The 15,311-nt window shown below is 70.3% G+C and carries 12 protein-coding genes; 9 read left to right on the top strand and 3 right to left on the bottom strand.

Annotation, left to right across the window (positions count from 1 at the left end; genetic code table 11):
- Window positions 1-57: 57 nt before the first annotated feature.
- Window positions 58-1,713, bottom strand: a complete 1,656-nt coding sequence (locus FB391_RS07620) for an ABC transporter substrate-binding protein (RefSeq protein ID WP_141893860.1) — start codon at window positions 1,711-1,713, stop codon at window positions 58-60.
- A 194-nt stretch (window positions 1,714-1,907) separates the two neighbouring features.
- Between FB391_RS07620 and FB391_RS07625 the strand changes: the two genes are divergently transcribed.
- A complete protein-coding gene (locus tag FB391_RS07625) occupies window positions 1,908-2,564 on the top strand; it encodes a TetR/AcrR family transcriptional regulator (RefSeq protein WP_141893861.1) in 657 nt (218 codons plus the stop codon).
- A 112-nt stretch (window positions 2,565-2,676) separates the two neighbouring features.
- Here the strand turns inward: FB391_RS07625 and serC are convergent, their stop codons facing one another.
- Window positions 2,677-3,792, bottom strand: coding sequence for a phosphoserine transaminase (gene serC / locus FB391_RS07630; protein WP_141893862.1), 1,116 nt, complete (start codon window positions 3,790-3,792; stop codon window positions 2,677-2,679).
- Window positions 3,793-4,094: 302 nt separating this feature from the next.
- On the opposite strand from serC, the gene FB391_RS07635 reads away from it, so the two are divergent.
- The 4 genes from FB391_RS07635 to FB391_RS07650 all read left to right on the top strand — a co-directional run bounded on the left by FB391_RS07635 (window position 4,095) and on the right by FB391_RS07650 (window position 7,849).
- Window positions 4,095-4,928 carry an endonuclease domain-containing protein gene (locus FB391_RS07635; RefSeq protein WP_246093407.1) on the top strand — a complete coding sequence of 278 codons (834 nt, stop codon included), beginning with the start codon at window positions 4,095-4,097 and terminating at the stop codon, window positions 4,926-4,928.
- A gap of 205 nt (window positions 4,929-5,133) precedes the next feature.
- Window positions 5,134-5,835: an iron-dependent transcriptional repressor DtxR gene (locus FB391_RS07640; protein WP_018172527.1), complete on the top strand. Its 702-nt coding sequence runs from the start codon at window positions 5,134-5,136 to the stop codon at window positions 5,833-5,835.
- Between the two features lie 248 nt (window positions 5,836-6,083).
- Window positions 6,084-6,989, top strand: coding sequence for a M23 family metallopeptidase (locus FB391_RS07645; RefSeq protein ID WP_141893864.1), 906 nt, complete (start codon window positions 6,084-6,086; stop codon window positions 6,987-6,989).
- A 362-nt stretch (window positions 6,990-7,351) separates the two neighbouring features.
- Complete coding sequence (locus FB391_RS07650; protein WP_141893865.1) at window positions 7,352-7,849, top strand: HNH endonuclease; 498 nt, start codon at window positions 7,352-7,354, stop codon at window positions 7,847-7,849.
- A gap of 21 nt (window positions 7,850-7,870) precedes the next feature.
- Here the strand turns inward: FB391_RS07650 and FB391_RS07655 are convergent, their stop codons facing one another.
- Window positions 7,871-8,392 (bottom strand): MarR family winged helix-turn-helix transcriptional regulator, encoded by a 522-nt coding sequence (locus FB391_RS07655; protein WP_141893866.1) that lies wholly within the window; start codon window positions 8,390-8,392, stop codon window positions 7,871-7,873.
- A 39-nt stretch (window positions 8,393-8,431) separates the two neighbouring features.
- On the opposite strand from FB391_RS07655, the gene FB391_RS07660 reads away from it, so the two are divergent.
- The 4 genes from FB391_RS07660 (at window position 8,432) to FB391_RS07675 (ending at window position 15,310) form a co-directional block, all read left to right on the top strand.
- Window positions 8,432-9,331 carry an EamA family transporter gene (locus FB391_RS07660; RefSeq protein WP_141893867.1) on the top strand — a complete coding sequence of 300 codons (900 nt, stop codon included), beginning with the start codon at window positions 8,432-8,434 and terminating at the stop codon, window positions 9,329-9,331.
- Between the two features lie 70 nt (window positions 9,332-9,401).
- Entirely contained in the window at window positions 9,402-10,172 is a 771-nt protein-coding gene (locus tag FB391_RS07665) for a hypothetical protein (protein ID WP_246093408.1), read from the top strand.
- Window positions 10,169-11,857 (top strand): Y-family DNA polymerase, encoded by a 1,689-nt coding sequence (locus FB391_RS07670; protein WP_141893868.1) that lies wholly within the window; start codon window positions 10,169-10,171, stop codon window positions 11,855-11,857. The genes FB391_RS07665 and FB391_RS07670 overlap by 4 nt, the downstream gene beginning before the upstream one ends.
- Window positions 11,858-11,869: 12 nt before the next feature.
- Entirely contained in the window at window positions 11,870-15,310 is a 3,441-nt protein-coding gene (locus FB391_RS07675) for an error-prone DNA polymerase (protein WP_141893869.1), read from the top strand.
- Window position 15,311: the final 1 nt, after the last annotated feature.

Below are 15,311 nucleotides of genomic sequence, written 5' to 3' on the forward strand. Positions count from 1 at the left end.
CGTGAGGGTGACGTGGCGGCGGGGCGGATGCGCACGCATCCGCCCCGCCGCGGTATGTCATTCGGCGGGCTGCAGCTTGGTCAGGATCTGCACGATCGCCGGCTGCGTCGGGTCCGCCGAAGCGTACTGGTCGTCTTCCGACGGCCATCCGACGTAGTTGCGGGTGTTGAACTCGCCCAGCAGCGGGTGGGCACCCAGCGGGATGACGGGGACGTTGTCGACGAACGCCTTCTCGATCACGGCGAGGGCCGCATCGCGGTCGGCGTCGGACGACGCGTTCGCGTAGGTGTTCAGCGCCTCGGTGACGGCGGGGTCATCGAAGCGGCCGAAGTTGAACGCCGCCTTGCCGTCGACGATCCACTTCGGGTCCATTGCCGACGTGTAGAGGCCGTACGCGTTGCCGGTGTCCTCGAGCCAGTGGATGATGGCCTGGAACGTGCCCTCCTGGCGTGCGGCATCCCAGCCGCCCCAGTCCGGCTGGTCGACCTTGACCTCGATGCCGAGGCCCTCCTTGAGCTCTTCGGCGAGAAGCGCCTGCTCGGTGTTCCAGTCGCTCCAGCCGGCAGGCACCGAGATCGAGAACGTGACGTCCTCACCGTCGGGATCGACGAGCGTCTCGCCGTCCCAGGTGTAGCCGGCATCGGTCAGGATCTGGCGAGCCTTGTCGATGTCGACCTCGTAGTTCTGGTCCGCGTACTCGGGGACGATCTCGTCTTCGAGCAGCGTGCCGAGACCGGTCACGCTCCAGATCGCCTCGCTCGCGCCTTCGCGCGCGATGTCGACGTACGCCTGGCGGTCGATCGTCCACGCGAGCGCCTGGCGCAGCGCCGGGTCGTTGAACGGCTTGGTCTGCAGGTTCATGAACAGCGTGCCCGCGCCCGCCGTGGGGGAGGCGAGGAACTTGTTGTCGGGGTCAGCCGACAGGTAGCTGTCCTGGATCTGGGGGATGAATGCCTGCGCCCAGTCGGCCTCGCCCGTCGCCAGCGCGGTCGTCAGCGCCGCGTTGTCGCCGTACGAGACGTAGTGCAGCTCGGGAACCGACAGCTCGCCGCCCCAGTAGTCGGGGTTCGCGGTGAGGGTGACCGATTCGGTCGTCCACGAGTCGAGCACGTACGGGCCGGTGCCGACGGCCTGGCCCTCGCCGGTCACCGGGTCGGTGTTCGGGTCGTCGATGTCCTTCCAGATGTGCTCGGGCACGATCTGGAAGTGGAGCACACGCGCCTGCTGGGTGTACTTCGAGCTGTTGAAGTCGATGGTGACGGTGTCGCCGTCGACGGAGACGCTCTTGAGGTCGAGCGCATTGGTGTCGTTGAGCTTGCCGTCGAGGACCTGGTTGAACGAGAACGCGATGTCGTCGGCCGTGAAGTCCTCGCCGTCGCTCCACTTGACGCCGCTGCGCGCGACGGCGGTCAGCTGCGTGTAATCGTCGTTCCACGTCACGGACTCTGCGAGCCAGGGCGTCGTCCCCAGGTCGCCGGTCGGATTGACGAGCGCGAGGGACTCGAAGATGACCTTGCCGTAGCCGTACTTGGAGGCGGACGAGTCGCCCAGATAGGGGTTGTTCGACTCGGTGGTGATGGCACCGTCCGGCTTGGCGATGGTGAGCGCCGCGCCCGACGAATCGGCGTTGTTGTCACCGCTGCCACCGGCGCAGCCGGTGAGCACCAGCGCGGCGGCCACGCCCACGGCGGCGAGGGTTGTTCTGAGCCTCATTGCTTCTCCTTGGTGTGTGCACGACATCGTGTCTCCGGGAGGGTAGACGACGGTGTCCGAGTGATTGCCGCATCAACTTACAATCAAGTAAGTAATCTTTGCAAGTAGAGTTCATCCGCGGCTGTGGACGGCCGCGGATAGACTCGCACACGCCGGTTCATGCGCCCGGACACGCGGATGAGAAGGGGGCACCGATGGCTGGTCAGCGACGACAGCCGCGCTCGCGGCCCGAGACCCTCGCGCGCCGTCGCGACATCCTCGACGCCGCGGTGGAGACCTTCGGCAGCAAGGGCTTCGCCGCCGGCACCCTCCAGGACATCGCCGACCAGGTGGGCATGACGCACGCCGGGATCCTGCATCACTTCGGCTCGAAGGACCAGCTGCTCATCGAGGTCCTCCAGCACCGCGACGACACCGACGTCGCCGATCTGGAGGGTCAGCACATTCCGGACGGCATGTCGCTGTTCCGCCACCTCGTGCGCACGGCGTTCGTCAACGCCCACCGCGCGGGCATCGTCCAGGCGTACGCCGTGCTGTCGGCCGAGTCGGTGACCGACGGCCACCCCGGCCGCGAGTTCTTCGAGAAGCGCTACCAGACGCTGCGCTCAGAGGTGGCGCACGCCTTCCAGGTGGTGTGCACCGAGCGCGGCGTCACCGAGCCGGCGACGATCGGCGTCGCCGCGGCCAGCATCCTCGCCGTCATGGACGGCCTGCAGGTGCAGTGGCTGCTCAACCCCGAGGCGGTCGATCTCGGGCGCGCCTCCGAATTCGCCATCGAGGCGATCGTGTCGGCTGTGCTGGCCCCGCAGGCCTCACCCCTGGTCGAACCGGCGTCGAGCGCGCACACATGAGAAGCGTGGTCCCGACGGCTCCTCCACGCGCCGCTGGCGCGTCGCGCGGAGCCTCTGGCCGCGTGGGCCCAGCCTCGGGCCGAGGCATCCACTCTCTCCGTCGTTCTGCGGGTCAGCCCAGGCGCTCGACCGTGTAGTCGATGCAGCGGATCAGCTGACGCACGTCGTCGGGCTCGACCGAGACGAAGGTCGCGATGCGCAGCTGGTTGCGGCCCAGCTTGCGGTACGGCTCGGTGTCGACGATGCCGTTCGCGCGCAGGCTCTTGGCCACGGCGGCGGCGTCGATCGACTCGTCGAAGTCGATCGTGACGACGACGGGCGAGCGGTCGGCCGCGTCGGCGACGAACGGCGTCGCGAACGAGGACGCCTCGGCCCAGTCGTACAGCGCCTGCGAGGACTCGCGGGTGCGGGCGTCGGCCCACTGGAGCCCGCCGCTGCGGTTGATCCATGACACCTGCTCGTTCAGCAGGAACAGCGTCGCGAGCGCCGGGGTGTTGAGGGTCTGGTTCAGGCGCGAGTTGTCGACGGCCTGCTTGAGGCTGAGGAACTCGGGGATGTACCGGCCCGAGGCGGCGATGCGCTCGATGCGCTCGATCGCGGCCGGAGAGACGATCGCGAACCACAGGCCGCCGTCCGAGCCGAGGTTCTTCTGCGGCGCGAAGTAGTAGACGTCCGCCTCGTGCACCGAGAAGTCGATGCCGCCGGCGGCGCTCGTGGCGTCGATCACGGTGAGGGCGCCCTCGTCGCCGTGCACGCGCTGCACCGGCGCCGCGACACCGGTCGAGGTCTCGTTGTGAGGCCACGCGTAGACGTCGACCCCGTCGACGGCCTCGGGGGTCGTACGTGTGCCGGCGGGCACTTCGCGCACGTCGGGCGCCTCGAGCCAGGGGGCGCCCGCGGCCTTCGCGAACTTGCCGCCGAACTCGCCGAACACGAGGTTCTGCGCGCGCTTGTCGATGAGGGCGAACGATGCGGCGTCCCAGAATGCGGTCGAGCCGCCGTTGCCCAGGATGACCTCGTAGCCGTTCGGCACGCGGAACAGCTCGCGCATGCCCGCGCGGACGCTGCCGACGAGATCCTTGACGGGCGCCTGACGGTGCGAGGTGCCCATCAGCGCCGCACCGCGCCCGGCGAGGGCGTCGAGGTGGGCGGGGATGATCTTCGACGGGCCGCACCCGAAGCGTCCGTCGGCGGGCAGGATCTCTCGGGGAAGCTCGATGTGCGCCATGCGTCGATTCTAGAGACGCGCCGCGTCGGCGCCCACCGCGTGACGCCGCGGGCGCACGGCCTGGGGTCGGGTGCACCCGTTCAACAGGTCAACCGCGGTTCTTCAGGAGTCGACGGCTCAGATCCTCCTGGCGAAGCCCGGTTGACCTGTTGTAGGACAGAGCCGGGATGCCGAAGACGCAGCGAGAAGGGTGGTGCTGCGCCTCCTCCACAGGACAGGGAGGGGACGCCTCCTCCACCAGTTGTGCGACGTTCGGCCTGAACGGGGTGCCGTATCGCGCCGCGTGCGTGAGCGTGCTGGGGGTGGGAGACATCATCGAGGAACTCGCCAAGCGCGGCGGCGTCTCGCCGAAGCGCGCCATCGCCGACGCCGGCTTCAGCACATACGCGATCGGCGCTGCGGTGGAGTCGAGAAGGCTCATCTCGCCGCGCCGAGGGTGGGTGGCCCTCCCCGACGCCGACCCGTATCTCGTTGCAGCCGCTCGCGCGGGCGTCGTGCTCACCTGCATCACCCGAGCCAAGCGGCTGGGACTGTGGGTGCGTAGCCAGGATGGACCTCATGTCGGCGTCGCTCCGAACGCATCGCGACTCGACCTCCAGAACGACACGACGGTCGTTCACTGGGCCAACCCGGTCCAGCAGCGCGAGCCCGGTGCTTTGGAGGATGGCATCCTCAACACCCTCGCCATCGTGGCTGAGTGTCAACCTCACGAGGATGCCCTGGCCGTGTGGAACTCGGCTCTCAACGCCGGGCTGGTCGACAGGCAAGAGCTTTCACGATTGCCGCTGCGCCCCGCGGCGAGGCGACTGCTCGAGGAGGCGACGCCGTTTGCGGACTCAGGGCTGGAGACATACTTCGTCACGCGGTTGAAGTGGCTGCGGCTGCCGATCCGCGTACAGATCTGGATCCACGGTCATCGGGCGGACGCGTTGGTGGGCGACCGTCTTGTCGTGCAGATCGATGGCGGTCACCATGTGGGTGCGCAGCGTGCCGAGGACATCGCCCATGATGCGGCGCTCATGCTGCTGGGGTATCACGTCATCCGCGTCACCTACTCGCAGATCGTGGACGGTTGGCACCAGGTGCAGGACCTCATCATGCGAGCGGTGGCGCAGGGTCTGCACAAGGTCCGCTGACCGTCGTGGCACGGTGCTGCCCACCCGCTCAACAGGTCAACCGGGGTTGTTCAGGACGACGCGACGCAGGTTCTCCTGAAGAAGCGCGGTTGACCTGTTCAACACGGGAAGCGGCGCCCACCGCGTGACGCCGCGGGCGCACGGCCTGGGTGCCGGGTGCGGAGGATAGGCTGTCCTTTGCCCCTTGAGAACTGAGGACACCGCGATGACAGACCTGATCGACACGACCGAGATGTACCTCCGTACGATCCTCGAGCTCGAAGAGGAGAACATCGTTCCGCTGCGTGCGCGCATCTCGGAGCGCCTCGGGCACTCGGGGCCGACGGTGTCGCAGACGATCGGCCGGATGGAGCGCGACGGTCTGGTGGTCGTGTCGGAGGACCGTTCGCTGGAGCTCACCGACGCGGGCCGCCAGAAGGCCGTGGACGTCATGCGCAAGCACCGTCTCGCCGAACGCCTGCTGTCGGATGTCATCGGCCTGGACTGGGCGTACGTGCATGAAGAGGCGTGCCGGTGGGAGCACGTCATGAGCGAGCAGGTCGAGCGCCGCCTCGTCGAGCTGCTCGGCCACCCGACGGAGTCGCCGTACGGCAACCCGATCCCGGGCCTGGACCAGCTGGGCGACGTGCCGGCGACGCAGTTCGAGCAGGGAGTGGTGGGCCTGGTCCGCCGTCTCAACGACGCCGGCGAGCCGATCACCGGCACGGTCCGCCGCCTCGCCGAGCCTGCGCAGGTCGACCCCGAGCTGCTGCAGCAGCTGAAGGGCGCCGGTGTCGTGCCGGGCGCCGTCGGCGACTACCGCTTCAACGAGGGCTACGTGCTGGTCCAGATGCAGGGCAGCGACGAGGGTCTCGAGCTCCCGGTCGAGCTCGCATCGCACATCTTCCTGGTCGACGAGGCCCGCTGATCGGTGGATGCCGCCACCCCGGTGACAGGCATCCAGAGGTTTGCCAGGCGCGTAGCGTGACAGAATCGTGACCTTCGGGTAGCCTCGAACAGTCCACCAGGCGAGAAGCCCGCCGACCGGACCCCGTGTGGATCGCCTCACCGGCTCGTCGTCCACGCGGTGCATAGCCGCGTTCCGTGTCCCGACACGTGCGCCCTCACGCAACCCGACGAGCCAGGCGCCCCGGCGCAGAGGCGCCGGAGGACAGTTTGGCTGAAGAGATCGAGTCGCCCGCGAACGAACCCGAGCACGACGCGACCCATCAGAGCCGTCGTGCGCGCACGCGCCAGGCCGCTCCTGCGCGACGTTCGCGCGTCGCGACCGCACCTGCGAAGTCCGCTCCTGCGACAGCGTCCGCGTCCACGCGACCCGCTGCGAAGAAGGGCCGCATCACGAAGCCGCTGCGCAGCCTCGTCATCCTGAGCATGGTCGGCGGCCTCGTCGCGACCGTGGCGCTGCCTGCGTTCGCCGCCGGCGCCGCCAAGGGTGGCGAAGAATCGATGACGCTGCAGCAGATGGCGATGGACGACGCCCAGACGTTCGTGGCGGCATCCGATTCGACGAGTGCGGAGCTCTCCCGTGACAGCTACTCCGCGACCACGTCCGAAGAGATCGAGAAGAAGAAGGCGGCCGAGGCGGCTGCCGAGCGGGCGCGCGAGGCCGCGAAGCGGGCGTCGGCGGCATCCGTCGGCACCAACATCGCGCTCATCTCGCCCGGAACCGGCGAGGTGCGCTGGCCGCTCACCAACTTCACCAAGGGCCGCGGCCTGTGGGATTCGGGATACCACCAGGGCGTCGATCTGCTGACGTCGTGCGGCACGCCCATCTACGCGACCGCAGCCGGTGTCGTGAAGGTCTCGCAGGAGAGCTACGGCGGCTACGGCGTCGCCGTCTCGATCGACCATGTCCTGGGCGGGCAGCGCGTCAACTCGCTGTACGGTCACATGACCTACGGTTCGCGCCAGGTCGCGGTGGGCCAGTCGGTCGAGGCCGGGCAGCTCATCGGCCTGGTCGGCAGCACCGGCAGCTCGACCGCGTGCCACCTCCACTTCGAGGTCCACATCAACGGTTCCGTCGTCGACCCGTGGGCCTGGCTGCAGGCCAACGCCGGCTGAGCCTGAGCCGCCTCACGATCTGCAACACAGCAGCGAAGCCCCGCGCCGATGGCGCGGGGCTTCGTTCGTCGACACGCCACGCGGCGTTCACGATCTGCATCGCCCCGGTGTCTGCAGGGTGCGTTACCCTGAATCCGACGCTGAGAGAGCGGAGGGAGCCGATGGGCTGCACACCACGCATCCGAACCATGGATGCGCTCGGACTGCTCGTCCTCCGGCATTGCATGAGTGGATGCCGCGGCACTGCCGTGGCGCGTGGGCGCTGTCTGTGAGACAGCGCCTTTTTTCATGCCCCTGAGCCCTTGATCGTCATGTGATTCGAATCACCGGAAAGCCGTTCCGGCCGTTCGAGAGGATGATCAATGCGCACACTGGTGCTGAATGCAGGTTACGAGCCGCTCGCGGTCGTGTCGTTCAAGAGAGCCCTCGTGCTCGTCATGAACGAGAAGGCCACGGTGATCGAGCACACCGAGATGGATCCGGTGTGGGGCACCAGACGCTCGTATGAACGCCCGGCAGTGATCATCCTGACCCGGTACGTGCGTGTGCCGGGCGGACGCCATGTGCCGGTGACCCGGCGAGGGGTGCTGCGGCGCGACAATCACCACTGCGCCTACTGCGGCAAGTCCGCCTCGACCATCGATCACGTGCTGCCGCGTTCGCGCGGCGGTGCGGACTCGTGGGAGAACCTCGTGGCGTGCTGCCTGCGGTGCAACAACGTCAAGGGCGACCGCACCCCGCAGGAGATGGACTGGGAGCTGCGGTTCACGCCTCGTCCGCCGCGCGGCGCGCAGTGGACGGTGCGCGGCACCGAGCGCACGGACCCGCGGTGGGAGCCGTATCTGACGCTCGCTGCGTGAGACGTCGTTCCTCTCGCCCGGTCAGTCGGCGTCGAGGATGCGGAGCCAGCGGGTGAGGAGAGGTTCGAGGGTGCGGGTGTCTGCCTCCCCGAGCTCAGCGAGGATCCGGTGCTCGTTGGCCAGGTGCGCGGCGATCGCGCGGTCGATGAGCTCTCGGCCGATCGGCGTGAGGCGCACCAGGCGCTTGCGGGCATCGGATGCCTCGGCCCGGCGTTCGACCAGCCCTCGTGCTTCGAGGCGGTCGACGCGCTTGGTGAGACCGCCGGTCGTCACGAGCGTGTGGTCGGCGAGCTCCCCGGCGGCGCTCTCGTAGGGGGCTCCCGCGCGCCTCAGGGTGGCGAGCACGTCGAACTCTCCTTCGCTGAGCCCGAAGTCCGCGTAGACGGCGACCAGCCGGTCGGTGAGGATCAGGGCGATGCGGTGCAGACGGCCGATGACTCCCTGGGGGGTGGGGTCGAGGTCGGGGCGTTCGCGGCGCCACTCCTGCTGGATCTCGGCGACCCTGTCCACGGGCAGGTCGGGTGAGGGCGTCTGGGCGGCCATGGGACCAGGATACCTTCCCGGTAAGGTAAAGTATCTTCCATGGAAGATAAGCGTTGGCTGTGGGTGATCGTGACGGCGATCGCACCGATCGCGTGGGGGAGCGGCTACGTCGTGACGAGGCAGCTGCTGCCCGCGGAGGCGCCGCTGTGGGGCGGTGTGCTGCGCGCGCTGCCCGCCGGGCTGATCGTGCTGCTGCTCGCGCGCCGGCTGCCGAGCGGGTCGTGGTGGTGGCGCTCGCTCGTGCTCGGGACGCTGAACGTCGGCGGCTTCTTCGTGCTCGTGTACGTCGCAGGGCAGCGCCTGCCGTCGAGCCTTGCGGCCACGCTGATGTCGGCGTCCGCCGCGTGCATGCTGCTGTTCGCATGGCTGCTGCTGCACCGCAGGCCGAGGATCGCCGCGGTGGTGGGGGCGGCGGTGGGGCTCGCGGGCGTGGTCGTGATGCTGGGGTTCGACGCCGGCGGTGCGGACGTGTGGGGCGTCGCCGCGTCGCTCGGTGCGATGGTGGCGTCATCGATCGGCTTCGTGCTCACGTCGCGATGGGGCGCGGATGTGCCGGCGCTGCCGATGACGGCATGGCAGCTGATCGGCGGGTCGATCGTCCTGCTGCCGGTCGCCGTGCTCGTCGAGGGTGCGCCTCCGGCGCTCACGGCTCCGTCGGCGCTGGGGTTCGCATATCTCACCCTCGTGGCCACGGCGCTGGCGTATGTCGCGTGGTTCTCAGGGTTGCGGCGCCTTTCGCCGGGTGTGGTGGGCGTGGTCGGCCTGCTCAATCCGGTCGCGGGCGTGGTGCTCGGCGTCGTCATCGCCGGAGAGGCTTTCGGGGCGGCCGGATTCGTGGGGATCCTGCTCGTGCTCACGGGGATCGTGCTGGGCGCTGCGCCGCCCCGGCGTGCAGAGTCCGTGGAGGTCTCGCCCGAGCCGGCACAGTCTCGAACATAACTGTCGGAAGCGGGAGGTATGGTCGTTCCCATCGATTGAAGTGCTAGAACATCTGTTCTAACATTGAGAGATGGGGGCGATCGTGCAGCTCACTGCTCAGCGTTCCGTCCAGGACGTGCAAGAGGCGGATTCCGAGAGGGATCCCGCCGGAGCCGTCGCGACGCTGCGCGCCCAGCTCGAACGTGTGCAGGGCCGCCGGATGGACGCCCCGGTGCTGCCGGTGCTCCCGGCGCTGGCCTCGCTGCTTCCCGGCGGCGGGCTGCGTCCCGGTGCCGCATACTCCTTGCCGCGTTCGACCTCGGTGCTCCTGGCGCTGCTCGCCCAGCCGTCCCAGTCCGGTTCGTGGTGCGGGGTGATCGGTGTGCCGAGGCTCGGCGCCGAGGCGGCCGAAGGACTCGGGGTCGATCTGTCGCACCTCGTGCTCATCCCCGATCCCGGCGCCCGATGGCTCGCGGTCACCTCGACGGTCGCCGAGGTGCTGCCGGTGGTCGCCGTGCGGCCGTCGGGGCGCGCCGCCGACGGCGAGATCGCGCGTCTGGCCGCCCGGCTGCGCGATCGCGGAGCCGTGCTCCTCGTGCAGGGGCCGTGGCCGCAGGCCGAGGCGGTGCTCGAGGTCGGTGAGCCGACGTGGGAGGGCGTGGGCCGCGGCCATGGGTATCTCTCCGGCCGCGAGGTGACGATCACCTCGTCGAGCCGGCGCTGGCCGCGGTCTCGACGGACGCGGGTGATGCTTCCGGACGCCTCGGGGCACGTGTCCGCCGTCCCGGAGCGGATGCGGGTGGTCGAGCCCCTGCGCCGCGTCTCGGACGATGCCGCGCTCGCCAGGGCGGTGGGGACATGACACCCTCGGCGCCCGTCCGGAGCCTCGTGCTGTGGTTCCCCGACTGGCCCGTCACGGCGATCGCCCGAGAGGCCGGCTCGGCGCAGGACGAGGCGGGGATGCGGCATCCCATCGCCGTCGTCGAACGCAACCTCGTCGTCGCGTGCTCGGCGTCGGCGCGTGCCGAGGGGGTGCGCCGCGGGCAGCGACGGCGCGACGCCCAGGCGCGCTGCCCGGGGCTCACGGTGGTCGCCGCCGATGCGGCCCGCGACCAGCGGGCCTTCGCCCCGGTGGTGGCGCTGATCGAAGAGCGCGCACCGGGGGTGCAGCTGGTGAGACCCGGGCTGTGCGCGCTGCGTGCGCGTGGCCCGGCGCGGTACTACGGCGGCGAGACCGAGGCGGCGCGCATGCTCCTGGCGGCGCTGCGCGACCAGGGGCTCGAGGGGGTGCGGGCGGGGATCGCCGACGGCCCGTTCACGGCGGAGCAGGCGGCGCGTGCCGGCACGCGCGCCCACGAGCCGGTGTTCGTGGTGCCTGCCGGGGGAGCGGCCGGATTCCTTGCGCCGCTGTCGGTCGCGGTGCTCGACGCGGCGGTCGGAGGACCGGCCGGCGGGACGCCGGGCACGCAGGGGGCGGCCGATCTCGTGGGGCTGCTCGCGCGGCTGGGCGTGCAGACGCTGGGCGGATTCGCCGAGATGCCTCCCGACCGTGTGCGCGAGCGGTTCGGCGAGCGAGGGGTGCGGCTCCATGCGCTCGCCGCCGGCCAGGACTCGCGGCCCGTCGAGCCGCGGACGCCGCCGCCCGAGCTGCAGCGCGAGGTCGCGTTCGAGCCGCCGCTCGAGATCGCCGACCAGGTGGCGTTCGCGATGCGCGTCACCGCCGATGACTTCGTCGCCGGTCTCGGCGCGGTCGACCTCGTGTGCACCGAGCTGCGGGTCGAGCTCGTCGGCGACCGGGGCGAGCGCAGCGAGCGGGTGTGGCTGCATCCCGGATCGTTCGATGCGCCGGCGATCGTCGACCGCGTGCGCTGGCAGCTGGCCGAAGACGTGGGGACGGGGGATGCCGGCGGCCCCGGCGACTCCGCGCGCGGCGGACTGCGCAGCGGCGTGGCGCTGGTGCGGATCTCGCCCGAGGCGGTGGATGCGGCATCCCACCACGCTCCGGCGCTGTTCGGCGGTGGTCCCGAGCAGCGCGTGCACCACGCGCTGTCGCGGGTGCAGGCGATGCTGGGGCACCGTGGCGTGCTCACGCCCGCGATCGGCGGCGGGCGCTGGCTGGCCGAGCGGCAGGTGCTCGTGCCGTGGGGCGACAAGGATGCACGCGACCGGCGACCCGGCGTGCGCGCCACCGACGGTGCGGGAGGCCTTGCGGCGCAGCGCGCCCGGCCGTGGCCAGGGAGCCTGCCCGATCCGCTGCCGACGACGGTGTTCGCCGACCCCGTCCCGGTCGATGTGCGCGCGCTCGGCGGCGAACTGGTCGACGTCGACGAGCGCGGCACGGTGTCGGCGGTGCCCGCGTTCCTCATCGAGAGCGGGCGGCGCCGGGCGATCGAAGCGTGGGCAGGGCCGTGGCCGGTGGTCGAGCGGGGATGGGATGCCGTCCGTGCGCGACGTGCGCACCGGTTCCAGGTCGTCGACGCTGACGGGGGAGCCTGGCTGCTCGTGTGCGACGGCGACGCCTGGACCGCGGAGGCGACGTATGACTAGCGGGCCGGGCTGATGGGCTTCAACAACCCCGGGGTGTCGTGGTCCGAGATGGAGCGCGTGCTGTCGGGCCGTCGCCGGCCCGGCGGTCCGCCGGTGGGCGCGGACGGCGGCGACAGCCCGGCGTGGTCGCACAAGCGCGGTCCTTACGTCGCCCCCGAGATCGAGCGTCCGGCCGATGCCATCCCGTACGCCGAGCTGCACGCGCATTCGTCGTACTCGTTCCTCGACGGGGCGTCGTCGCCCGAAGAGCTGGCAGAAGAAGCAGAGCGTCTGGGGCTGCACGCCCTGGCGGTGACCGACCACGACGGCTTCTACGGCATCGTGCGGTTCGCCGAGGCGGCCGAGGCGCTGCAGCTGAACACCGTGTTCGGCGCAGAGCTGTCGCTCGAGCTGCCGAAGCCGCAGAACGGCGAGGCCGATCCGGTCGGCGCGCACCTGCTGGTGCTCGCGCGCGGCGAAGAGGGGTACCACCGGCTGGCCGGCGCGATCACGCACGCCCAGCTGCAGGGAGCCGAGAAGGGGCGCCCGGTCTACGACCTCGACGAGCTGGCCGCGCAGGCGGACGGCCACTGGGCCGTGCTCACCGGCTGCCGCAAGGGGACGGTGCGGCGTGCGCTCGCGTCGGCGTCCGGAACGGCGGGGGCGGATGCCGCAGCCGTCGAGCTCGACCGGCTCGTGACGCTGTTCGGCCGCGACGCCGTGCACGTCGAGCTCATCGACCACGGCAATCCGCTCGACTCCCGTGACAACGACGTGCTGGCCGGGCTCGCGCGGGAGCGGGGACTGCCGCTGCTGGCCACCAACAACGTGCACTACGCGATGCCGAAGCGGCAGCTGCTGGCCGCGGCGGTCGCGGCGGTGCGCGCGAACCGCGGGCTCGACGAGCTCGACGGCTGGCTGCCCGCCCACGCCGGCGCGCACCTGCGGTCGGGGGCCGAGATGGCGGAGCGGTTCGTGCGGTTCCCCGACGCCGTGGCGCGTACGGTGACGCTGGCCGACGAGCTCGCCTTCTCGCTGCGCAAGGCGAAGCCGGCACTGCCGAAGCAGAAGGTGCCCGAGGGGCACACTCCGATGTCGTGGCTGCGCAAGCTCGTGTGGGACGCGGTGCCGCGCAAGTACCCGAACCTGACCGACGAGAACCGAGCGCGCATCGAGAAGGAGCTCGGCGTCATCGAGATGAAGGACTTCCCGGGCTACTTCCTGATCGTCCACGGCATCGTCCAGTTCGCCCGGAGCCGGGGCATCCTCTGCCAGGGCCGGGGGTCCGCCGCCAACAGCGCCGTCTGCTACCTGCTGGACATCACCGCGGTCGACGCGATCGGGTACGACCTGCCGTTCGAGCGGTTCCTCTCGAGCCTGCGCGAGGAGGAGCCCGACATCGACGTCGACTTCGACTCCGACCGTCGTGAAGAGGTGATCCAGTGGGTCTACCGGGAGTACGGGCGCGACCGTGCGGCGCAGGTCGCGAACGTCATCCAGTACCGGCCCAAGAACGCCGTGCGCGACATGGCGAAGGCGCTCGGCCATTCGCCGGGACAGCAGGACGCGTGGTCCAAGCAGATCGAGGGCTGGGGCGCGCTGCTCGAGACCGGTGCGGGTCACGACATCCCGGATCAGGTGCTGGAGTTCGCCGGCGAGCTGCTGAAGGCTCCTCGGCATCTCGGCATCCACTCCGGAGGGATGGTGCTGACCGACCGGCCGGTGGGAGAAGTCGTGCCGATCGAGCATGCCCGCATGGAGAACCGCACCGTGATCCAGTGGGACAAGGACGACGCCGCCTGGATGGGGCTGGTCAAGTTCGACCTGCTGGGACTCGGGATGCTGGCGGCCCTGCAGTACTGCTTCGACATGATCCGCGCCTCGACGGGCGAGGACTGGGAGCTGTCGACCATCCCGAAAGAAGAGAAGGCGGTCTACGACATGCTGTGCCGCGCGGATGCGGTGGGCGTGTTCCAGGTGGAGTCGCGCGCGCAGATGGGGCTGCTCCCGCGGCTGCAGCCGCGGGAGTTCTACGACCTCGCGATCGAGATCGCGCTCATCCGTCCCGGGCCGATCCAGGGCGGCGCGGTGCACCCGTTCGTGCGGCGAAAGCTCGGCCAGGATCCCGTCACGTATCCGCACGAGAAGCTCAAGCCGGTGCTGGAGCGCACGCTCGGGATCCCGGTGTTCCAGGAGCAGCTCATGCAGATGGGCATGGTCATCGGCGGGCTGAACGGCGAGGACGCCGACCTGCTGCGCCGCGCGATGGGTTCCAAGCGCGGGGTCGAGAAGATCGAGTCGCTGCGCGAGAAGCTCTACGACGGCATGGAAGAGAACGGCCTGGTGGGGGATGCCGCCGACGCGATCTACGCCAAGATCCAGGCGTTCGCGAACTTCGGGTTCGCCGAGTCGCATTCGCTGTCGTTCGCGCTGCTCGTGTACGCGAGCTCGTGGATCAAGCTGCACTACCCGGGCGCCTTCCTCGCCGGTCTGCTGCGGGCGCAGCCGATGGGCTTCTACTCGCCCGCCACCCTGGTCGCCGACGCCCGCCGCCACGGGGTCGACGTGCGCCGCCCCGACCTGCACGCGTCGGGCGTCGAGGCGGTGCTGGAACCGGTGGCCGGCATCCGGTCGTCGAGCGAGCTTGCGAGTCGAAACGCCGAGGCTCCGGCCGGCCTCGACTCATGCCTGCAGCGCGAACAGCCGCCGGTGGGGAAGTTCGACCTGGACGCCCCCGACGAGTCGGCGGCGCATCGCCGCGACGGCGGATTCGCGGTGCGGCTGGGGCTGGCAGGCGTGAAGGGGATCGGCGCGGCGGTCGCGCAGCGCATCGTCGATGCACGGGACGCCGCGGGAGAGTTCCGCGATCTGCGCGACCTGGTGCGTCGCACCAGCATCACCGCCGCGCAGGTCGAGGCGCTCGCGACCGCGGGGGTGTTCGAGTGCCTCGGCATCAGCCGGCGCGAGGCGATCTGGCTGGCGGGCTCGGCGGCGCAGGATCGTCCCGAGTTCCTGCCCGATTCGCTCATCGCGGTGCAGCCGCCGTTGTTCCCCGACCCGACGAGCTACGAGCGGCTCGCCGCGGACCTGTGGGCGACGGGCATCTCGACCGACGACCATCCGCTGACCCACTACCGTTCCGGCCTGGACGCCAGGGGAGTGCTGACCTCGCGCGAGCTGCGCACGTACGAGACCGGTCGCCGGGTCGAGGTGGCGGGACTCGTGACGCACCGGCAGCGTCCGGCGACGGCATCCGGGATCACCTTCATCAATCTTGAGGACGAGCACGGTCTCGTCAACATCGTGTGCTCGATCGGGGTCTGGAACCGCTACCGCCGTGTCGTGCGGGATTCGCCCGCGCTCATCGTCCGCGGCCTGCTCGAGCGATCGGTCGAAGGAGTGACCAACCTCGTTGCCGACGCCTTCGAGGATCTCCGCGTCGAGGTGCAGCACCGGGCGCGAGACTTCCGGTGAG

This window comes from Microbacterium kyungheense (assembly GCF_006783905.1).
GTDB lineage: Bacteria > Actinomycetota > Actinomycetes > Actinomycetales > Microbacteriaceae > Microbacterium > Microbacterium kyungheense.